This is a genomic window from Agromyces sp. H66 (genome assembly GCF_004959775.1).
Taxonomy (GTDB): domain Bacteria; phylum Actinomycetota; class Actinomycetes; order Actinomycetales; family Microbacteriaceae; genus Agromyces.
Genome location: NZ_SJZG01000008.1, coordinates 1 through 19,043, shown reverse-complemented (window position 1 = coordinate 19,043; position 19,043 = coordinate 1). Strand labels below are relative to the sequence as shown.

Genomic DNA, 19,043 nt, shown 5'->3' with positions numbered 1-19,043 from the left:
GCGGCGCGAGGCCGTGGCATCCGCCACTCGTCGAACGGGTCAGAGCGCCTTGAGGATGTCCTCGACGCGGTCCTTGGCGTCGCCGAACAGCATCTGGGCGTTGTCGCGGTAGAACAGCGGGTTGGCCACGCCGGCGTAGCCCGACGCCATGGAACGCTTGAACACGATGACGTTGTCGGCCTCCCAGACGCGCAGCACCGGCATCCCGGCGATCGGGCTGCCCGGATCCTCGGCGGCGGCCGGGTTCACCGTGTCGTTCGCGCCGATGACGAGCACGACCGACGTCGACGCCAGGTCGTCGTTGATCTCGTCCATCTCCTCGACGATGTCGTAGGGAACCTTCGCCTCGGCGAGCAGCACGTTCATGTGCCCCGGCAGGCGACCGGCGACCGGGTGGATGCCGAACCGCACGTCGATGCCGCGCTCGCGCAGCTTCTGCGTGAGCTCGGCGACGGGGTACTGGGCCTGCGCGACGGCCATGCCGTAGCCCGGCGTGATGACCACGCTCGTCGCGTCCTTCAGCATCTCCGCGGCATCCGCTGCCTGGATCTCGCGGTGCTCGCCGACCTCCTCGTCGCCCTTCTTCGGCGCCTCGATGCCGAACCCGCCCGCGATCACCGAGATGAACGACCGGTTCATGGCCCGGCACATGATGTACGACAGGTACGCACCCGAGGAGCCGACGAGCGCACCGGTGACGATGAGCAGGTCGTTGTCGAGCAGGAAGCCCGCCGCGGCCGCGGCCCAGCCCGAGTAGCTGTTCAGCATCGAGACGACGACCGGCATGTCGCCGCCGCCGATCGAGGCCACGAGGTGCCAGCCGAGTGCGAGGGCGAGGGCGGTCACGACGACGAGCAGCCACAGCTCCGGCGTGATGACGTACCAGACCGTGAGGGCCACGAACACGACGAGCGCGCCGAGGTTGAGCACGTTCTTGCCCGGCAGCACGAGCGGCGCCGACTTCATGCGCGCCGACAGCTTGAGGAACGCCACGATCGATCCGGTGAACGTCACGGCGCCGATGAACACGCCGATGAAGACCTCGGCGTGGTGGATGTCGCGCAGCGCACCCTCGAGTTCGGGCTCCGCGAGTGCGCCGTTCCAGCCGACGAGCACGGCGGCGAGGCCGACGAAGCTGTGCAGCAGCGCGATGAGCTCGGGCATGCCCGTCATCTGCACGCGGCGGGCCCGCCAGAGGCCGATGGCGGCGCCGATGATCACGGCTGCGACGAGCAGGCCGAGGCCGACCATGACGGCCGGCTCGCCCCAGCCGTCGCTGAACGTCAGCCAGACGGTGGCGACGAGCGCGATGGCCATGCCGATCATGCCGTAGGTCACGCCGGCGCGGGAACTCTCGTGGCGGCTCAGGCCGGCGAGGCTCATGATGAAGAGCAGGGCCGCGACGATGTAGGCGGCGCCCGCGATGGACTCGGGGGTCAACAGGGTTTCAGGCACAGGGGGCTCCTAGGGGACGTCGTCGTTCGCGCGGTCAGCTGCTTGCCCGGTCGCCCTTGGCGAACATCCCGAGCATGCGCCTGGTCACCGCGAATCCACCGAAGATGTTGATGCTGGCGATGAGGATGGCGATCGTCGAGAGCACCTGCACGACGAGCACGTCGCTCGTGACCTGCACGATCGCGCCGACGATGATGATGCCCGAGATGGCGTTCGTCACGCTCATCAGCGGGGTGTGCAGCGCGTGCGCGACCTTGCCGATGACGTAGAAGCCCACCACGACCGAGAGCACGAGCACCGTGAAGTGCTGCGGCAGCGGGTCGGGTGCGAAGGCGTTCACCAGGAACAGCGCGGCGATGCCGGCGGCGATGAGCGCGAGGCGGCCCCCCTTCGAGAGGGTGCGCTTGGGCTTCGGGGCAGCGGCGGTCGCGGCATCCGTCGCCGGAGCCTTCGCGGCCGGCGCCGCGGAGACCTGCACGGGCGGCGGCGGCCACGTGGTCTCGCCCTCGCGCACGACCGTCACCGATCGCTGCACGATGTCGTCGAAGTCGATGACGAGCTGACCGTCCTTGCCGGGGGTCAGCAGCTTGAGCAGGTTCACGAGGTTCGTGCCGTAGAGCTGCGACGCCTGCGTGGGAAGCCGCGACGCGAGATCGGTGTAGCCGAGGATGACGACGCCGTTCGGCGTGACGATGCGCTCGCCCGCGACCGAGCCCTCGACGTTGCCGCCCATGCCGGCGGCCATGTCGACGATGACGCTGCCCGACTTCATGCCCGCGACATCCGCCGCCGTGATCAGCTTCGGCGCCGGGCGACCCGGGATCAGGGCCGTGGTGATGATGATGTCGACGTCGCGCGCCTGCTCGGTGTAGATCTCGGCGGCGCGGCGATCGTAGGCCTCGCTCGTCGCCTTCGCGTACCCGTCGGAGGACTCCATGACCTCGTCGACCTCGACCTTGAGGTACTCGCCGCCGATCGACTTCACCTGATCGGCGACCTCGGGACGCGGGTCGGTGGCGCGCACGATGGCGCCGAGGCTGGATGCCGCGCCGATCGCGGCGAGGCCGGCGACACCGGCGCCCGCGACGAGCACCTTCGCCGGCGGCACCTTGCCCGCCGCCGTGACCTGGCCGGTGAAGAACCGGCCGAACTCGTGGGCCGCCTCGACGACCGCGCGATAGCCGGCGATGTTCGCCATCGAGCTCAGCACGTCCATCGACTGCGCGCGCGAGATGCGCGGCACCGCGTCGAGGGCGAGCGCGGTGACCCCGCGGGCCGACAGCGCCGCGAGCAGCTCGGGCCGCAGCGCGGGGCTCAGCAGGCCGATGAGGGTCGTGCCCGGCTGGAGCTGGGCGATCTCGTCGTCGGTCGGAGGGTTCACCTTGAGCACGATGCCGCTCGACCACGCCTCCGGATGGGAGACGACGGATGCCCCGGCGTCGACGTACGCGGCATCCGGGAACGACGATGCAGCACCCGCGCCCGGCTCGACCACGACCTCGTAGCCGAGCCCGATCAACTGCTTCACGGTCGCCGGCGTCGCCGCCACCCGGGTCTCCGAGCCCTGCTCGGTGACCACCCCGATACGCGTCATGTGGTTCTCCTCCTCGTCGAAGCAGCCGTCGTCGGCCACGCGACCTGCAGCTGTGCGCGTGCATGCGGCTTGGCCGGAAACGATACGCCCCTCGAGCGCGCGAATGCGCCCTGGTGCGAGGCGTCTTCGGGTTCACCTCGTGCACGGAGTGCAGCGGCGCGGCCGGCTCGGGAGTCCCGCGCCGGGGCGCAGCTGCACGTGGTTCAGAGTATGTCGCAGATTTCGCAGTTCGTGCCGAATCGCGCCCCCGGAGATGGAAAGATCTGAAGATCTTTCAGCGGGCGGAAAAGTCACGGCCGGGAAGGGGCGCGACGAGCGAGCCGTCCGAGAGCTGTTCGACAGCTCCCGGACGGCTCGTGGCGGGCGTGCGACCGTCGGCTCAGGCCACCCCACGGTAGACCGACCGCGCGTAGTCGTGGAACGGCGCGGGCGCCACGGTCGCCCGGATGCGCACCTGGCGGTGGTGCCGGTCGACCGAGTCCTTGCGCGAGATCGGATCCTCGCCCCAGACGACCTCGACGACCGCGCCGTCGGGGATCTCGACGTCGAGGGTGGCGAGCGACATGTAGAGCTGGTCGTAGGCGACGTAGCCCGCGTCGGTCGAGATGCCGACCCGCTTGCCGTCCTGCAGCACCTCGTCCATCTGGAAGAGGCCGTACCGGGCCTTCGGGAAGTCGAGGAACTTCGCCGGCGTGCCCGGCTCGAGCTGGGACTTGACGATGTCGGCGACATCCTCGGCGTTCCACAGCAGCGTGACCTTGCGGCGCTTCGGGTCCGCGGCGATCTTCTCGAGCGCCTCGCGGCCGTGGAAGTCGTGGTCGAATCGGACCGAGCGGCCGAGGCCGAGATCGAACGGCGTCATGTAGTAGTCGTGGATGTCGTCGGATGTCAGCGATCCGCCGATCGAGCCGGCTCGGGCGGCAGGCAGCCACTCGCGGTACTCGGCGAAGTCGTCGTCGAAGATCGCGGGGAACGGCGTCGGCACCCAGCCCGACTCCAGCGGGGTCGACGAGTACGCCTTGGCACCGACGCGCCGGATGTCGAACTCCTCGCCCGCCTCCATGATCGCGTCGAGCACGACCTGGTTGTCGGCCCACGGCCCATAGAACTCGAAGCCCGGCTGGCCCGCCATGCCGTGCCGCAGCGCCTTCACGGGCCGGCCGGCGATCGTGAAGTCGGCGATGTGGAAGAACTTCACCTCGGGCACGGGCCCGCCGAAGAGCTTCTCCATCACCCTGTTCGCCTCGGGTCCCTGCAACTCGTAGCGGTAGAAGGTCGGGTCGACGCCGCCGCGCATGTGCGAGTTCGCCTCGAGGCGGTGATGCACGTCCTTGCCTGCGGCCTCGGCCTTCTCGACGTTGAAGCGCACCCAGTCGATGAGCAGGTGGTGCCCGATGAGCACGCGCCCCTCGCGATCGTCGGAGTTGTAGAACAGGATCCCGTCGCCGATGAGGTAGCCGTCCTTGTTCACGGCGATGAGCTGCTTCGCGACGCCGGCGCGGAAGGTCGCGAACGTGTTCGGCGAGATCGACGACAGCAGGTCGATCAGGTCGGAGCCGCCGAGGAAGAGCTGCGTCATGTGGTGCGACTGGTCCATGAGCGCGACGGAGGTCGACCATGCCCGCTGCTCGTCGCGCCAGTTCGTGAACTCGGGCGCGACGGGGAAGGTGAAGGCGGGCCAGTTCTGGTTGCGCAGCAGCTCGACGGGGCTGCCGACCCTCTCGATCGCGTGCGCAAGGCTTTCCGAAGTCATCATCGTCCTCTTCCGGTCTGGTGGCGCGCACGCCGTCATCGGCCGCGCACGCTCGGAGTCTACGAGCACGTTCGTCCGGCGTGCCGCTGGACTTCAGTTCAACGGAAGGACCCGGGCGCCATCACGGCCGCGCCGGTCAAGGTGCGGACGTAGCGCAGGCACGGGGGCGCGTCCACCTCGACGAGGCTCCAGATGCCGGAGATCGGCGGATTGCGTCAGCCGATGGCGACCACGAGCGCGCACGCGGCGAGCACGGCGGCGACCGGAGTCATCACCAGGCGCTCGGCGCGGCTTCGAGAGATCGCGTTCACGACGACGCCCAGTGCGAGGTACCCGAACAGCACCCACGTCGCGACGTCGACGACCGGCGTCACCGGCCAGAGCAGCCCGGCGCGCCAGAGCAGCAGCGTCGCGAACCCGGCGTAGAGCACGACCGACACGGCGCTCCCGATCCGGAGCCGCGTGGGCAGCACCTCGTGCTGCCCACCCCAGACGAGTCGGCCGTATGGTCGTCCGGCGGCCACGAGCACCTGGAGCACGGCGAGCGCGGCGAGGATGACCGTGGCCAGCACGGCGACGACGGCGCTCATCGTGTCGCCTCCCGATCTGCGAGATAGCGCTCCGCGTTCGCGATGAGCGCGTCGAGCGCGGTCTGGAGCGCAGTGAGATCCACGCCGCGCTCGAGACCGTCGTCGGAGCGGGCGAGCCCCGCCCACGCCTCCGCCAGCACGCGTCGGCCGGACTCGCTCAGCGAGACGAGGTTGGCTCGGCTGTCGAGCGGATCGGGAACCACGTCCACCAGTCCGCGCGAGACGAGTTCGACCAGCCGCTGGGTGACGGCGGCGCGCGTGACGTCGAGGGCACGGGCGATGGTGCTCTGCCGTGCCGGTCCGACGGCGTCGATGGCGACCATCGCCGAGAACATGGAGATGCTGAGGCCGTGCGCGGGCTGCAGGTACGCGTCGGCGACCCGGTCGACCAAGCCGGTGGCGCGGTGGAGCGCAAGCGCGAGGCGTTGCGAGGGTTCGGTGGCGGCATCCATGATGTTAACTACTTAACAAAAATGGATGTCCCGTGTCAACCGCCGGTCGAGGCGGCCCGGTCGCTGAACGGCGGCCGGCCACGGTGGTCCGAGGCGCGTTTCCACGGCAGAATCGGAGACATGGTCGAGACGGTGACCGAGAGCTCGAGTGGCGACGGCCTGGCAGCCGCAGCGCAGTTGCTGCACGACTTCAACGAGGAGTACGACGAACCGACGCCCTCGCCCGAAGAACTGGCGGTGCGGCTGGGAGACCTGGTCGCGGGCGACCAGGTCACGGTCCTGCTGGCCCGCGCGCCCGAGACCGGCGAAGCCGTCGGGGTCGCGGTGATGCGCGTCCAGCCGTCGGTGTGGGGTCCTGCACCCGAGGCCTACCTGGCCGAGCTGTACGTCGCGCCGAGTGAGCGGGGGAAGGGATTCGGCCGCGAGCTGATCACCGAGGCCATGCGGGTCGCGCGTGAGCGGGGCGCCGACTACGCCTTCGTGATCACGAGCGAGGACGATCAGCTCGCCGTGCGCCTCTACGAGGCCGCCGGGTTCCGCCGGACCGAGGGCGAGGGCGGTCCGACCATGATCGCCTTCGAGCGCGACCTGTAGCCCGAGGTCGGCGCGACCGTCGCCTTCGAGCGCGACCGGCGACCCGGGGGAGTCCGCGACCACGGGCCTGCGGCATCGGGCGGACGCGGACCTTCGTCGAGCCCCCGCGGATCCGGAACTCCACCGATCCCCACCCGAAGACCGCTCCGGTTTGACAGGAGTGGATACCCTAGGGGTATTATTAGTGATACCCCGGGGGTATCGGAAACCCCGGTCACGATCGGAGTCGGCGGATGTGCCAGCCAGTGAAGTGCCACGTGTGCGGAAAGACGACGTGGGCCGGTTGCGGCCAGCACGTCCAGTCCGTGAAGCGCATGGTCGCGGCATCCGACTGGTGCGACGGATCGCACACGCCGGCCGAGATCGAGGCCGCCGAGGCCGCGCGCGGGGGATTCTTCTCGCGCCTGTTCGGCCGATGAACCCCGAGCACTCGGGACCTGAGACAAGGAGCTGACATGCTGTTGGAACGCATCTATGACGAGGACCTCGCCCAGGCCAGCTATTTCATCGGCTGCCAGGCGAAGGGCGAGGCGATCGTCGTCGACCCGCGCCGCGACCTCGACGTCTACCTCGAGATCGCGCGCAAGAACGGGATGACGATCACCGGGGTCACCGAGACCCATATCCACGCCGACTACCTCTCCGGCACGCGGGAGCTGGCGGAGCGGACCGGGGCGACGATGTACGTGTCGGATGAGGGTGGCCCCGACTGGACGTACGGCCCCGCCTTCGACGACGCCGTGCGCATGAAGCACGGCCACGAGATCACCCTCGGCAACATCACCGTCCGGGCCGTGCACACGCCGGGCCACACGCCCGAGCACATGTCGTTCCTCGTGACCGACGGCGCGCAGGCGGCCGAGCCCGGATTCATGCTCACCGGCGACTTCGTCTTCGTCGGCGACCTCGGGCGACCCGACCTGCTCGACGAGGCGGCGGGCGGCATCGACACGCGCTTCGGCGGTGCACGCGATCTCTTCGCGAGCCTGCGCGACCGATTCCTCACCCTGCCCGACTACGTGCAGGTGCTCCCCGCGCACGGCTCGGGCAGCGCATGCGGCAAGGCGCTGGGCGCGATCCCCACGTCGACCGTCGGGTACGAGCGTTCGTTCTCGTGGTGGAGCGGATACCTGCGGAACAACGACGAGCAGGGCTTCGTCGAGGAGCTGCTCAGCGGCCAGCCCGACGCGCACGCCTACTTCGCACGCATGAAGGTGCAGAACAAGGTCGGACCGGCGGTCATCGGCGCGGTCGACGAGCTCGTCGAGTACACGCCGGAGCGCCTGCGCGCCGAGCTCGACGCCGACGAGGTCATCTTCGTCGACACGCGGCACAACACGGCCGTCCACGAGGGCACCGTGGCCCGCTCGCTGAACATCCCCGGCATCGCCAAGGCGGCGAGCTACGGGGCGTGGGTGGTCGACCCCGATGTCGAGCACCGCCCGCTCGTGCTCCTGGCCGCCGACGAGGACGAGGCGACGCAGCTGCGCGACCACCTGGTGCGCGTCGGCATCGACTCCGTCACCGGGTTCATCACCTCGCTCGATGGCCTCGACCTGGTCGTACCCAAGCTGCTGCAGCCCGAGGAGCTCCCCGGGTTCGCCTACGACCTGCTGCTCGACGTGCGCAACAAGACCGAGTACGCCGACGGGCACCTTCCCGGCGCCGCCCAGCTCAGCGGCGGCCGCGTGATGTGGCACACCGACGAGCTGCCCGAGCACGGCACCATCGTCACCTACTGCCAGAGCGGCGTGCGCAACAGCGTCGCCTCGAGCGCCCTGCGCCGCGCCGGCTACGACGTCGTGGAGCTCGACGGCTCCTACCTCGGCTGGACCCGGGTCCCCGGCAACGTGCCGGTCACCGAGGCATCCCCCGTTTCGAAGGCTGCATAGGAGGCAACCATGGCGGACATCACCATCGCACAGGTCAGGGAGCGCCTCGGCGGCGCCGACCAGCTCATCGACGTGCGCGAGATCCACGAGGTCGCCGAGGGCATGGTCCCTGGCGCCCGGAACATCCCGCTCGGCACGCTGGCGTCACGCCTGGCGGAGATCGACCGCTCCCGGCCGGTCATCGCGATCTGCCGGTCGGGCAACCGATCGCGCCAGGCGACCGAGGTCCTCAAGACCGCCGGATTCCGCGTCGACAACATGGAGGGCGGCATGATCGCCTGGTTCCGGGCCGGTCTTCCGGTCGATCGGTGACCTCGACCTTCAACCCACCGGCGTGGCCCGCACCTCACGGTCGCGGGCCACGCTGCTGAACACCCCACGGAAGCCGGAACATGGAAATCGGACTCGTCATCGCGCTGCTCCTGGCGGTGCTCGTCGGGGTGTCGCTCGGACTCATGGGCGGCGGCGGATCGATCCTCACCGTGCCGATCCTCACCTACGTGCTCGGCATGGGCCCGAAGGAGGCGATCGCGGCATCCCTGTTCATCGTCGGGGTCACCAGCGCCGTGAGCGTCTTCTCGCACGCCCGCGCCGGGCGGGTGCGGTGGAAGACCGGCCTCATCTTCGGCGCCGCCGGGATGGTCGGCGCGTTCCTCGGCGGCATCCTCGGGGGGTACATCCCCGGCGTCGTCCTCATGGTGCTGTTCGCGATCATGATGATCGCCACGGCGACCGCGATGATCCGCGGCCGCAAGAAGAGGGGTGAGGCGCACGGCGAGGTGCAGCGCGGGCTCCCGGTCCTGCGAATCATCCTCGACGGGTTCGCGGTCGGCATCGCCACCGGACTCGTCGGTGCCGGCGGCGGCTTCCTCATCGTGCCGGCCCTGAACCTCCTGGGCGGACTGCCCATGGCCGTCGCGGTCGGCACGTCACTGCTGGTCATCGCGATGAAGTCGTTCGCCGGCCTCGGCGGCTACCTCTTCAGCGTGCAGCTCGATTGGCCCGTCGTGCTCGCCTTCACGGCGTTGGCGATCGCCGGTTCGTTCATCGGCTCGGCGCTGGCGGGCAAGGTCCCCGAGACCGCGCTGCGCAAGGGCTTCGGCATCTTCGTGCTCGTCGTCGGGGGGTTCGTCATCTTCCAGGAGGCGCCCGCGCTGGTCGCCCTCTTCTCGGGCGGCTGACCCCGCCGCCTCATGACGATGCCGCCCGCCTCCCAGTACGGGAAGCGGGCGGCATCGTCGCGGTCGCGACATTCCGGCAGCGCTCGGTTCAGCTGATCTTGCGGCGGTAGGCCGCGATCGCGAATGCGTAGGCGACGACGAAGATGCCGACGATCCAGGCGAGGGCGATCCAGATCTCACTGCCGACGGGATCTCCGGCGAACAGGGCTCGGATCGTGTTCACGATCGACGTCACGGGCTGGTTCTCGGCGAACCAGGCGACCGGGCCGGGCATGGAATCGGTGGGAACGAAGGCCGAGCTGATGAACGGCAGGAAGATCAGCGGGTAGCTGAACGCGCTCGCACCGTCGACCGTCTTCGCCGAGAGGCCCGCGATCACGGCGAGCCAGGTCAGCGCGAGCGTGAACAGGATCAGGATGCCGGCGACCGCCAGCCAGGCGCCCACGGACGCCCCGGTGCGGAACCCCATGATCAGCGCGACGCCGATGACGATCGCGACCGAGATCAGGTTCGAGACCAGCGAGGTGAGCACGTGGCCCCAGAGCACGCTCGACCTCGCGATCGGCATGGACTGGAAGCGTTCGAAGATGCCGCCCTGCATGTCGAGGAACAGCCGGTACGCGGTGTACGCGATGCCCGACGCGATCGTGATGAGCAGGATGCCGGGGAGCATGTAGTTGACGTACGACTCGTCGGATCCGGTGTTGATCGCGCCGCCGAGCACGTACACGAAGAGCAGCATCAGCGCGATCGGGGTGACCGCGGTGGTGATGATCGTGTCGGGGCTGCGGAGGATGTGGCGGAGCGAGCGACCGGTGAGGATGCCGGTGTCGCCGAGGACGTGCGTGGTCATCGGGGTTCCTTTCGTGCTGCGACCGTGCGGTCGGCGGCGGATGTCTCGGCGGCACCGTTGCTCTCGTCGCCGGTGTCGCCGACGAGGGCCAGGAAGACGTCCTCGAGGGAGGGCTGCTTCTCGACGTACTCGACCGTGGCGGGCGGGAGGAGCTGCTTGAGCTCGGCGAGGGTGCCATTCCGGATGATCGTGCCCTTGTGCAGGATCGCGATGCGGTCGGCGAGCTGCTCGGCCTCGTCGAGGTACTGCGTCGTGAGCAGCACGGTCGTGCCGTTCGCGGCGAGCGCCTTCACCGTCTGCCAGACGTCGATGCGGGCCTGCGGGTCGAGTCCGGTGGTGGGCTCGTCGAGGAAGATGATCGGCGGGTTGCCGATCAGGCTCATCGCGATGTCGAGCCGACGCCGCATGCCGCCCGAGTACGTCCCGGCCCTGCGGTTGCCCGCCTCGGTGAGCGAGAATCGGGCGAGCAGGTCGTCGGCGATCGCACCCGGGTCCTTCAGGTGGCGGAGCTTCGCGACCAGCACGAGGTTCTCCCGCCCGGTGAGCACCTCATCGACGGCGGCGAACTGGCCGGTCAGGCTGATCGACTCGCGCACGTCGCCGGCCATCGCGGCGACGTCGAAGCCGTGCACCGTCGCGGCACCCGCGTCGGCCTTCAGCAGCGTCGACAGGATCCGCACCAGCGTGGTCTTGCCCGCCCCGTTCGAGCCGAGCAGCGCGAAGATGCTGCCCCGCGCGACCTCGAAGTCGACGCCCCGCAACACGTTCAGGTCCTTGAACGACTTCTCGATGCCCTGCACCCGGATCGCGGGTCCGAGGGTCTGTTGCGTGGTCACTTCCGCTCCTCCTTCTCTGCCTCGGCGATCGCCTTCGTGAGGCGTGCGCGCTCCTTGTCGATCCACTGCCTGCCGCCGTAGGCCTGCGTGAACGTCTCGGCGAACTCGACCGGGTCGTCGCCGACGATGGCGCTCACGGGCGTGCCGTCGACGGCGGCGCGCTCCCAGAGGTCGGCGGAGTCGCCGAGCATCTTGACCATGGTGTCGCCGTCGGTGATGCCCCCGTAGTACATGAAGTACCGGTCGAACGCCTTCGCAGCGGCCCGGTACGGCTCGGGGAGCGCCTCGACGCGCGCCTTGTACTGCTTGTACTGCTTCTTCTGCTCCAGCGAGCCCGTGAGGGTCTCGATCCACTTCGCGGCCATGTTCACTGCTCTCCTTCGTGGAGCCGTTCGATACGTTCTGCGAGGAAGCTCCACGTCCTCCAGAACTCTTCGAGTTCGCTTCGTCCCTGTGCGTTGAGGGAGTACACCTTGCGCGGCGGCCCCTTCTCCGACGGAACCTTCTCGACGTCGACGAGGCCGCGCTGCTCCACTCTGACGAGCAGGGCGTAGATGGTGCCCTCGGCGATGTCGGTGAAGCCCTGCTCGCGCAACCGCGCCGTGATGTCGTAGCCGTATGCCGGCTGCGCGGCGAGGATCGCGAGGACGATGCCCTCGAGCGTGCCCTTGAGCATCTCGGTCATCTGCTTGCCCATGGTGCCCCTCCCTTCAACTACTCGGTGTTGCTGACTACTGGTACATAGTAAGCATGAGTACCGGTAGATAGCAACACTGAATACCAGAATCCTTCGATCCCGCCCGAGGCATGTCGTCGGCGCACGCCGAACGAGCCGGTCACGTGATGGGGAAGTCGAAGTACGTGTCGGGGTGCGGCTCGTCCCGCAGCGTGTAGTGCCACCACTCGGCCGCGTAGGCGCTGAAGCCGCAGGCCTCCATGATCGAACGCAGGTGTCGGCGGTTCCGAGCCTCGGCGTCGGGGATCCCCTCGGCTCCGTGATGGGAGACCGGATCCATCAGGTCGTGGTCGCCGCCCATGACGACACGTTCGCCGGTCGCCAGACGATAGAGGGTCAGGTCCACGGTACTGCCCCGGCTGTGGCCAGACCTCGCCGCCACGTAGCCGAGGTCGAACATCTCCGGTCGGGCGATGTTCGGATAGTGCCGGGGTTTCGTCCGGCCATCCTCCGGCTGCCGTGACCAACGCAGGAAGTCGTCCACGGCGCGCTGCGGACGATAGCCGTCCCAGATCAGCAGGCCGAAGCCACGCGACGCTGCGACGTCGCGTGCCCGCCCCACCGCGTCGCACAGCGCCCGCGTGCCGATGATCCGATTGGCGTGGTATCCGTCCACGGGCCTGCCGGTGAAGTTGTCCCAGGTGGAGTACTTCGCGTCCCAGCGGATGCCGGCGATGTGTTCGTCCAGGTAGACGAACTCGTCGCTCATCGGCCTCGTCCCTGCAGAGCGAACGCGATCACGCGGTCGAGCACCTCGGCGAGCGGGATCCCCGCGGCGGCCATCATGCGCGGATACCGGCTGTACGACGTCATGCCGGGGAAGGTGTTGACCTCGTTGAGGACGACCGCGCCGTCGTCCCCCAGGAACAGGTCGACCCGTGCGAGTCCCCGGCAGCCCAGCGCGCGATAGACGGTCCGCGCCGTCCGTTGAACGAGCTGACGAGCCTCGGCGGTGATCTCGGCCGGAACGGTGACGGTCGAGTTCTCGGAGCGGACTTCCGGCTCGTCCTCCTGATGGATCCGGAAGAAGCCGTGCGACAGACGGATCTGATCCACCTCGCCGACGATCAGTCCCCGGTCGCCGTCGAGGACCGCGCATCCGACCTCGCTGCCGACCACGGCCTCCTCGATCAACACCTTCGCGTCGTACCGCCGTGCGACGTCCACTGCGCTCGGCAGGTCGTCCGCCCGGTCGACGCGGCTGACGCCGAACGACGATCCCGATCGGGCCGGCTTCACGAAGACGGGATACGGCAGGCGGTCGGGGTCGACCTGCCCGTCGGCCGTGACCGTCCAGAACCTCGGGGTGGCGACCCCTGCGCTCCTCGCGACGAGGTAGGTGAGCGACTTGTCCATGGACAGCGCGGAGCTCTGGATGCCGCAGCCGACGTAGGGGATGCCCGCGAGCTCGAGCAGGCCCTGGATGGCACCGTCCTCGCCGTGTCTGCCGTGCAGGACGGGAAGCACCGCGTCGAGGTGAACCGTCCGGTTGCGGCCCTCCTCATCGACGAGCAATCCGTGGGTCGCCCGGTCCGGCGACAGGGTCGCAGGACGGCAGTCGTCATCCTCCCAGTCGGGGCCGGGCCCTTCGCAGAGCTTCCACTCACCGCGTCTGGTGATCCCGACGTAGATCGGGTCGTACTTTGCGAGGTTCAGGTTCCGCGCGACCTCCTGCGCGGACTTGACGGAGACGGGATGCTCTTCCGAGACCCCGCCGAAGATGACCGCGATCCTGGGCTTAGCCATGTTGATGTCCTTCGAACTCGAGGCAGTTGAGGATGGAGTTCCTGACCGTGTCGATCAGGGCCTGTTCCGTGTGGAACGCGGTGTGCGGCGTGATGAGCACATTCGGTAGCCGCTGCAATCTGAGGAAGAGCCGGCTGTCGATGCGCCTGTTCCGCCGGTCGGCGTAGAAGATGCCGTCCTCTCCCTCCAGCACGTCGAGCGCCGCGCCGCCCAATCGGCCGCTCTCCAGCGCTGAACAGAGCGCCTCGGTGTCGATCAGTGCGCCCCGGCCGGTGTTGACGATGACGGCGCCGTGCCTCATCCGCCCGATCCGCTCACGGTCCAAGAGATGTCTCGTCTCCGCGTCGAGCGGCGTGTGGAGCGTCACCACGTCGCTCCGCCGGAGCAACTCGTCGAGATGGACGTGGTCCGCCGTGGACTTGGGAGTGCGGTCGAAGGCCAGGACGCGGCATCCGAACCCCTGCAACCGGTCGACGACGGCGGCGCCGATGCGGCCCGTCCCGATGACCCCGACGGTCAGGTCGCGGAGTTCCCTGCCGCGTACGCGATTCAGCCTGAAGTCGTGTGCCTCTGCGCGGGTGATGATCGATCGAGCGTTCCGCACCGCCATGAGCATGAGCATCAGCGTGTAGTCGGCCACGCCGGCGGGCGAGTACGCCACCCCCTCGACCGAGATGCCGACGCTCCGCGCGAATTCCACGTCGATGTGATCATGCCCCGCACTCCGGGTGGAGATGTAGGCCACGCCCGCTGCGCTCAGCGCGCGGAGAGTGGAGTTCGTGATCGGGGTCTTGTGACCGACGCTGATGCATCGATTCCCGAATGCCAGTCCGACGTTCGCCTCGGATGCCGCCGCATCGATGATCGTCGGGGCGACGCCGAGACGAGGTGCCGTCTCGCGGAACACGGCGGCTTCATCGGGCTCGCATCCGTAGACGGAGATCCCCATTCGTGGGACGTGTTCGCTGTAGGGCACGCCTCCAGTCAAGGAGGCCCCGTGTTGTCAGGACGTATGTGGTTTTCGATATGCCGCCGATATGCCCCGGCCATGCCCCGGCCGGAACTCTCGAGGATCTACCGGGCGGGCCGCCCGGGGCCGAACCAGCGGGCGAGTGCGTCCGTCAGCCCCTGATCGGTTCCCTGCCCCACCCATGCGACATACCCATCCGGGCGGATCAGCACGCCTGTGGGCGGTGTCACGCCGCCGAGGACGGGCAGTCGCCACGCGCCGGTGAAGCGGGCGTCGACCACCCGCACCTGCTCAGCCCACGGGGTGACGTCGAGGGTGGCCGACTCGGCGAGGTCGAGGAGCACCGGCTCGGCTCGGTGGAGGAGCGGGAACACCCGAGTCGGACCGTCTTCCGTCTCGAGATCGAGATCCGGCATGCGACGCCCGAGGAGTGGATGCCCCTCCCCGAGGTCATAGGCGATGTCGAGGCCGTGGATCAGCGCGCCGAAGTGCCGGCGAGGCTCGTCCATCGACACCAGTTCGTCCACGGTCGCGGCGAGTGCGGCCGTCCGTGGGTCCAGGCGCTGCAGTGCCGTCTGCGCCATCGAGTGCTCGAGCGCGCGGGCCCCGGCGGGATGCCGCTCGGCATGGTAGGTGTCCAGGAGGGACTCGGGTGAGATGCCGTCGACCACCTGCGCGAGCTTCCACCCGAGGTTGACCGCGTCCTGCAGGCCCAGACCGATACCTTGGCCGCCGGCGGGATAGTGGATATGCGCGGCATCCCCAACGAGGAGCACTCGCCCCTTGCGGTAGGTCGCGGCCTGCCGGGTGGCGTCGGTGAACCTGGAGAGCCAGGTCGGGTCGTGCACTCCGAAGTCGGTTCCGTACACCGCGGTGAGGGCGTCGCTCAGGTCGGCCAGGCTCGGCTCGACGGCTGGACCGACCTGCTGCTCGGTCGTGATGACCCGATAGGTGCGCCCGTCTTCCAGCAGGGTGAAGCCATGGACGCCCGTCTCGTCCTGACGCATCCCCGACGGTGGCTCTTGGGCTACTTCGACCTCTGCGATCAGGTTGCTGCGGGTCGCGTCCCAGCCGGGGAAATCGATGCCCGCGACCTTGCGGATGACGCTGCGACCGCCGTCGGCGCCGACAAGGTACGTCGCTCGCATCGTCTCACCATCAGCGAGTTCGACGTCGACGCCGGTGTCGTCCTGGACGAAGCCGGTCACCTCACGACCGCGATGCACCGGCACCCCGAGCTCATCGACCCAGCCGGCGAGGATCGGCTCCATCCGGCTCTGCCACAGGGCCAGTCCATAGGGATGCCGCGTCGGAACGTCGCTGATGTCCAGCATCGTCCTGCCGAAACGCGCGGTCTGCGCGGTCTGCCCCTCCGCCAGGAATCGGTCGGCGATCCCGCGCTGGTCCAAGATCTCGATCGTGCGTGAGTGGAATCCTCCCGCACGGGATCCTGCCACCACTCCCGTGGGGCGCCGCTCCAGGATCGCCACGTCGACGCCTGCCAGAGCCAGCTCGCCGGCCATCATCATCCCGCTCGGGCCGCTCCCCACCACGATCACGTCTGACATCCGGCCCCCTCTCGTGACGCCCGCTGATGGACGCAGTCGAGCAGCGTACGGCACACGATGGGTCTTGCGGCAAGACCCCATCCCAGGCATATCCTGAACATGGCAGGGGAAATCGTCTCCTGCCATTGCACTGCAACCCGGCGGGTCGGGCGCTTCCGCTGCCGGATCAGTCCGCGCGATCGCCCGAGATCCGCACCATGCGGATCCCCCGCACGCCGTCCTCCACCTGCATCGTGCCGTCGGCGACGAATCCGTGCTTCCGGTAGAAGGCCTGGGCCCGTGGAGCGCCTGAATTCGCGTGTCGTCGCCACGAACCCGGAGCGACGGGTGGAACACGCCGCAATCGCTCAGCGCGTGGGCTGCAGCACCGGGTAGTCGGTGTACCCGGCTGCATCCCCGCCGTAGACGCGGTCGAAGTCCACGCTGTTCAGCTCCGCACCGGTCGCGAGGCGCGCGGGCAGGTCCGGGTTCGCGATGAACGGCCGACCGAACGCGATGGCGTCGGCCCAGCCGCCCTCGAGCACCCGCGTGGCCTTGTCGGCGTCGTAGTTGCCCGCAGCGATGATGATGCCCGGGAACCGGTCGCGCAGCGCGGTGCGGAAATTGTCGTCCAGCGACGGGCCGCCCGCCCAGTCCGGCTCGCACAGGTGGAAGTACCCGACGCTGCGGTCGGCGAGCCGGCCGGCCATGTACACGCCCATCTCCTTGCCGTCCGCGTCGTCGAGTCCCTCGAACTTGATCAGCGGCGACAGGCGCATGCCCACGTGCGCCGCATCCCACTCGCCGATGACCGCGTCCACCACCTCGAGCGGCAGGCGTGCACGGTTCTCCAGCGAGCCGCCGTACCGGTCCTCGCGCACGTTGCTGCTGATGGACATGAACTGCTGCAGCAGGTAGCCGTTCGCGCCGTGGATCTCGACCATGTCGAACCCCGCCGCCCGTGCATTCCGGGTCGCCCGACGGTAGTCCTCGAGCAGCCGGGGAACCTCATCCACGCGGAGTTCCCGAGGAGTCGGCGCGCTGACGGAGATCACGTTGCCGGCGGCGTCCTTGATGTTCGTGCGCCCGCGGAACGGCAGTGCACTCGCCGAGACGCCCGGTTCGCCGCCGTGCACGTCGGGGTGGGTGATGCGGCCGACGTGCCACAACTGGACCGCGATGCGCCCGCCGGCCTCGTGCACGGTGTCGGTGACCTTGCGCCACGCGGCCACCTGATCGTCGGTGTAGATGCCGGGAGCGCCGGAGTAGCCCTTTCCTTCCAGGCTGATCTGCGTGCCCTCGGTGACGATGAGTCCCGCGCCGGCGCGCTGGCGATAGTACTCCTGGTGCAATTCGGTCGGTGCGTCCGCCGGTTCGGGCGCGCGCATCCGCGTCATCGGAGCCATGAAGACGCGGTTCGCCGCCTCGAAGGCGGGCAAGCTCAGTCGGTCCTGCAGATTCGGCATGTCCCTACGTTCCTTTCGCGTGGGTGGGCTGCAGGCCTCGCCCAACCGACGAGACGCGCAATGCTGACGGGTGGTGGAAACCGATCGGTTTCCACAATATTCCGATCGGAAACCGATCGGTTTCCAATTACGCCACGGGCGAAACAGAACTGTTTCCAGTTTGCTCCAGAATGGAAACAGACCTGTTTCCAAATGCTAATCTGGGGACATGGCGGCGGCAGAGGCTCGGGAGCGGGTGCTCCAGCACGCGTCGGAGATGTTCCATCGTGAGGGCTTCCATGCCGTCGGCGTCGATCGCTTGGCGGCAGCCGCCGGCATCTCGAAGAAGACCCTCTATCAGCTGTTCCCGTCGAAGACCGATGTGCTCGTGGCGGTGCTCGAGGACAGTCACGAGATGGCGGTCGCCGACCTTCCCGACGAGCACGACGACCGATCGGTGCGTGAACGGCTCCTCGGGATCTTCGAAGCACAGCGCATCTACGCCGCCCGCCCGGAGTTCTCCGGGTGCTTCTTCGTGAACGTCGCCAATGAGCTGCGGGATCCGACGCATGCAGCGGTGGAGGTGGCCCACCTCCAGAAGAGCGAGCTCACGAAGTACGTGCGACGCCAGGCGGCCGTCGCCGGAATCGACGACGGCGATCTCCTGGCCGAACAGCTCACCGTGCTGCACGCCGGCGCCGCCGACTACGCGCTACTGACCGGAACGTACCCGCCCAGCGTGTTCCGCGCCGTGGAAGCCCTGCTCGACGCTGTCGGCGTGGAGTAGCGAGACCGGTGTAGCTTCCGCGCGGAGATGGCACCATTCCCACATATGGCCCTCATCGTCGAGTGGACCACCGCGTCACGCAAGCGGAGCGTCGAAGCGCATGATCAGCCGCGTGTCGATCGCTCGAAGTCATACGAGACGATCGTGGCGTTGGAGCGCCAGAGATTGATTCGACTGGCTGCCCGAGGCGCTGCTTAGCCGATAGGCCACGAGTGGACCTTTCCCTCGATCGCGGGCTGTCTTGGCCGGCGTGTGGGAGGTCCGGTCTTGCCGGACGGTGTGATCATGCGACGCCGGGATGAGGAGCATGTGTGTCAGGTCGGTAACCCTGCGCGTCGCTGAGCGGTGACGAGATAATTCGGTTGGGTCGCGTCGTACGTGGACCTTGCGAGGCTGAGACCTGCGGACGCGACATCGGCTAGGAGGTCCTCGTGGTGGAAGGGCCAGATCGGGAGCAGTTCGGTCGTCACCTGCAGCTGGTCGCCGTCCTTGAGTGCTGCCACGGAGATCTGCAGGTGGTGTTCGGCGTCCCATGAAGGCGGCACCTGCCAGGAGTACACCACCACTGCCTTGGAGCCTGTCAGATGGTCTGTGTAAGGGGTGAGGGTTCGC

Annotated in this window: 21 protein-coding genes; 6 read left to right on the top strand and 15 right to left on the bottom strand. The window is 68.6% G+C overall.

Going from position 1 to position 19,043, the window contains the following annotated elements; translation table 11 throughout:
• Positions 1-39 precede the first annotated feature (39 nt).
• The 5 genes from pntB to EZM51_RS13890 form a co-directional block, all read right to left on the bottom strand.
• Complete coding sequence (gene pntB / locus EZM51_RS13910) at positions 40-1,455, bottom strand: Re/Si-specific NAD(P)(+) transhydrogenase subunit beta (protein ID WP_282568145.1); 1,416 nt, start codon at positions 1,453-1,455, stop codon at positions 40-42.
• A gap of 34 nt (positions 1,456-1,489) precedes the next feature.
• Complete coding sequence (locus EZM51_RS13905) at positions 1,490-3,049, bottom strand: Re/Si-specific NAD(P)(+) transhydrogenase subunit alpha (RefSeq protein ID WP_136708900.1); 1,560 nt, start codon at positions 3,047-3,049, stop codon at positions 1,490-1,492.
• 379 nt (positions 3,050-3,428) lie between these two features.
• Positions 3,429-4,802 carry an aminomethyltransferase family protein gene (locus tag EZM51_RS13900; protein WP_136708898.1) on the bottom strand — a complete coding sequence of 458 codons (1,374 nt, stop codon included), beginning with the start codon at positions 4,800-4,802 and terminating at the stop codon, positions 3,429-3,431.
• Positions 4,803-5,017: 215 nt separating this feature from the next.
• Positions 5,018-5,392, bottom strand: a complete 375-nt coding sequence (locus EZM51_RS13895; protein WP_136708896.1) for a hypothetical protein — start codon at positions 5,390-5,392, stop codon at positions 5,018-5,020.
• Entirely contained in the window at positions 5,389-5,844 is a 456-nt protein-coding gene (locus tag EZM51_RS13890; RefSeq protein ID WP_136708894.1) for a MarR family transcriptional regulator, read from the bottom strand. Before EZM51_RS13890 ends, EZM51_RS13895 begins: the two co-directional genes overlap by 4 nt.
• Positions 5,845-5,964: 120 nt before the next feature.
• Here EZM51_RS13890 and EZM51_RS13885 point away from each other — a divergent pair, with 120 nt between their 5' ends.
• From EZM51_RS13885 to EZM51_RS13865, 5 genes are all read left to right on the top strand, one after another.
• Positions 5,965-6,438: a GNAT family N-acetyltransferase gene (locus EZM51_RS13885; protein WP_136708892.1), complete on the top strand. Its 474-nt coding sequence runs from the start codon at positions 5,965-5,967 to the stop codon at positions 6,436-6,438.
• Positions 6,439-6,671: 233 nt separating this feature from the next.
• Entirely contained in the window at positions 6,672-6,857 is a 186-nt protein-coding gene (locus tag EZM51_RS13880; RefSeq protein ID WP_136708891.1) for a hypothetical protein, read from the top strand.
• Between the two features lie 36 nt (positions 6,858-6,893).
• Positions 6,894-8,330: an MBL fold metallo-hydrolase gene (locus EZM51_RS13875; protein ID WP_136708890.1), complete on the top strand. Its 1,437-nt coding sequence runs from the start codon at positions 6,894-6,896 to the stop codon at positions 8,328-8,330.
• 9 nt (positions 8,331-8,339) lie between these two features.
• Positions 8,340-8,642: a rhodanese-like domain-containing protein gene (locus EZM51_RS13870; RefSeq protein WP_136708889.1), complete on the top strand. Its 303-nt coding sequence runs from the start codon at positions 8,340-8,342 to the stop codon at positions 8,640-8,642.
• Positions 8,643-8,722: 80 nt separating this feature from the next.
• A complete protein-coding gene (locus EZM51_RS13865) occupies positions 8,723-9,511 on the top strand; it encodes a sulfite exporter TauE/SafE family protein (protein ID WP_136708887.1) in 789 nt (262 codons plus the stop codon).
• Positions 9,512-9,599: 88 nt separating this feature from the next.
• Here EZM51_RS13865 and EZM51_RS13860 read toward each other — a convergent pair whose 3' ends face one another.
• The 9 genes from EZM51_RS13860 to nemA all read right to left on the bottom strand — a co-directional run bounded on the left by EZM51_RS13860 (position 9,600) and on the right by nemA (position 17,665).
• Positions 9,600-10,364, bottom strand: coding sequence for an ABC transporter permease (locus tag EZM51_RS13860; protein WP_136708885.1), 765 nt, complete (start codon positions 10,362-10,364; stop codon positions 9,600-9,602).
• Entirely contained in the window at positions 10,361-11,200 is an 840-nt protein-coding gene (locus EZM51_RS13855; RefSeq protein WP_136708883.1) for an ATP-binding cassette domain-containing protein, read from the bottom strand. Before EZM51_RS13855 ends, EZM51_RS13860 begins: the two co-directional genes overlap by 4 nt.
• Positions 11,197-11,565 (bottom strand): DUF1048 domain-containing protein, encoded by a 369-nt coding sequence (locus tag EZM51_RS13850; RefSeq protein ID WP_136708882.1) that lies wholly within the window; start codon positions 11,563-11,565, stop codon positions 11,197-11,199. Before EZM51_RS13850 ends, EZM51_RS13855 begins: the two co-directional genes overlap by 4 nt.
• Before the next feature lie 2 nt (positions 11,566-11,567).
• A complete protein-coding gene (locus EZM51_RS13845) occupies positions 11,568-11,897 on the bottom strand; it encodes a PadR family transcriptional regulator (RefSeq protein WP_136708881.1) in 330 nt (109 codons plus the stop codon).
• Positions 11,898-12,036: 139 nt separating this feature from the next.
• Positions 12,037-12,645, bottom strand: coding sequence for a D-Ala-D-Ala dipeptidase VanX (vanX, locus tag EZM51_RS13840; protein ID WP_136708878.1), 609 nt, complete (start codon positions 12,643-12,645; stop codon positions 12,037-12,039).
• Positions 12,642-13,682, bottom strand: a complete 1,041-nt coding sequence (gene vanA, locus EZM51_RS13835) for a D-alanine--(R)-lactate ligase (RefSeq protein WP_136708877.1) — start codon at positions 13,680-13,682, stop codon at positions 12,642-12,644. Before vanA ends, vanX begins: the two co-directional genes overlap by 4 nt.
• Positions 13,675-14,631, bottom strand: coding sequence for a D-isomer specific 2-hydroxyacid dehydrogenase family protein (locus tag EZM51_RS13830; protein ID WP_136709038.1), 957 nt, complete (start codon positions 14,629-14,631; stop codon positions 13,675-13,677). Before EZM51_RS13830 ends, vanA begins: the two co-directional genes overlap by 8 nt.
• Positions 14,632-14,756: 125 nt before the next feature.
• Positions 14,757-16,220, bottom strand: coding sequence for an FAD-dependent monooxygenase (locus EZM51_RS13825; protein WP_136708875.1), 1,464 nt, complete (start codon positions 16,218-16,220; stop codon positions 14,757-14,759).
• Between the two features lie 347 nt (positions 16,221-16,567).
• The gene (nemA, locus tag EZM51_RS13815; RefSeq protein ID WP_136708874.1) at positions 16,568-17,665 is read right to left on the bottom strand and encodes an N-ethylmaleimide reductase; all 1,098 of its coding nucleotides are present in this window, start codon (positions 17,663-17,665) and stop codon (positions 16,568-16,570) included.
• A 208-nt stretch (positions 17,666-17,873) separates the two neighbouring features.
• Here nemA and EZM51_RS13810 point away from each other — a divergent pair, with 208 nt between their 5' ends.
• Positions 17,874-18,431, top strand: coding sequence for a TetR/AcrR family transcriptional regulator (locus EZM51_RS13810; RefSeq protein ID WP_136708872.1), 558 nt, complete (start codon positions 17,874-17,876; stop codon positions 18,429-18,431).
• 314 nt (positions 18,432-18,745) lie between these two features.
• Here EZM51_RS13810 and EZM51_RS20850 read toward each other — a convergent pair.
• On the bottom strand, positions 18,746-19,043 hold a 298-nt coding region (locus EZM51_RS20850; RefSeq protein WP_211195913.1), incomplete at its 5' end, for a hypothetical protein.

Coding starts and splice junctions, on each gene's coding strand:
- nemA (WP_136708874.1), bottom strand. CDS start 17,665: ATGCCGAATCTGCAGGACCGACTGAGCTTGCCCGCCTTCGAGGCGGCG.
- vanX (WP_136708878.1), bottom strand. CDS start 12,645: ATGAGCGACGAGTTCGTCTACCTGGACGAACACATCGCCGGCATCCGC.
- EZM51_RS13830 (WP_136709038.1), bottom strand. CDS start 14,631: ATGGGGATCTCCGTCTACGGATGCGAGCCCGATGAAGCCGCCGTGTTC.
- EZM51_RS13825 (WP_136708875.1), bottom strand. CDS start 16,220: ATGTCAGACGTGATCGTGGTGGGGAGCGGCCCGAGCGGGATGATGATG.
- EZM51_RS13875 (WP_136708890.1), top strand. CDS start 6,894: ATGCTGTTGGAACGCATCTATGACGAGGACCTCGCCCAGGCCAGCTAT.
- EZM51_RS13895 (WP_136708896.1), bottom strand. CDS start 5,392: ATGAGCGCCGTCGTCGCCGTGCTGGCCACGGTCATCCTCGCCGCGCTC.
- EZM51_RS13870 (WP_136708889.1), top strand. CDS start 8,340: ATGGCGGACATCACCATCGCACAGGTCAGGGAGCGCCTCGGCGGCGCC.
- EZM51_RS13860 (WP_136708885.1), bottom strand. CDS start 10,364: ATGACCACGCACGTCCTCGGCGACACCGGCATCCTCACCGGTCGCTCG.
- EZM51_RS13900 (WP_136708898.1), bottom strand. CDS start 4,802: ATGACTTCGGAAAGCCTTGCGCACGCGATCGAGAGGGTCGGCAGCCCC.
- EZM51_RS13850 (WP_136708882.1), bottom strand. CDS start 11,565: ATGGCCGCGAAGTGGATCGAGACCCTCACGGGCTCGCTGGAGCAGAAG.
- EZM51_RS13810 (WP_136708872.1), top strand. CDS start 17,874: ATGGCGGCGGCAGAGGCTCGGGAGCGGGTGCTCCAGCACGCGTCGGAG.
- EZM51_RS13885 (WP_136708892.1), top strand. CDS start 5,965: ATGGTCGAGACGGTGACCGAGAGCTCGAGTGGCGACGGCCTGGCAGCC.
- EZM51_RS13845 (WP_136708881.1), bottom strand. CDS start 11,897: ATGGGCAAGCAGATGACCGAGATGCTCAAGGGCACGCTCGAGGGCATC.
- EZM51_RS13890 (WP_136708894.1), bottom strand. CDS start 5,844: ATGGATGCCGCCACCGAACCCTCGCAACGCCTCGCGCTTGCGCTCCAC.
- vanA (WP_136708877.1), bottom strand. CDS start 13,682: ATGGCTAAGCCCAGGATCGCGGTCATCTTCGGCGGGGTCTCGGAAGAG.
- EZM51_RS13865 (WP_136708887.1), top strand. CDS start 8,723: ATGGAAATCGGACTCGTCATCGCGCTGCTCCTGGCGGTGCTCGTCGGG.
- EZM51_RS13905 (WP_136708900.1), bottom strand. CDS start 3,049: ATGACGCGTATCGGGGTGGTCACCGAGCAGGGCTCGGAGACCCGGGTG.
- EZM51_RS13880 (WP_136708891.1), top strand. CDS start 6,672: ATGTGCCAGCCAGTGAAGTGCCACGTGTGCGGAAAGACGACGTGGGCC.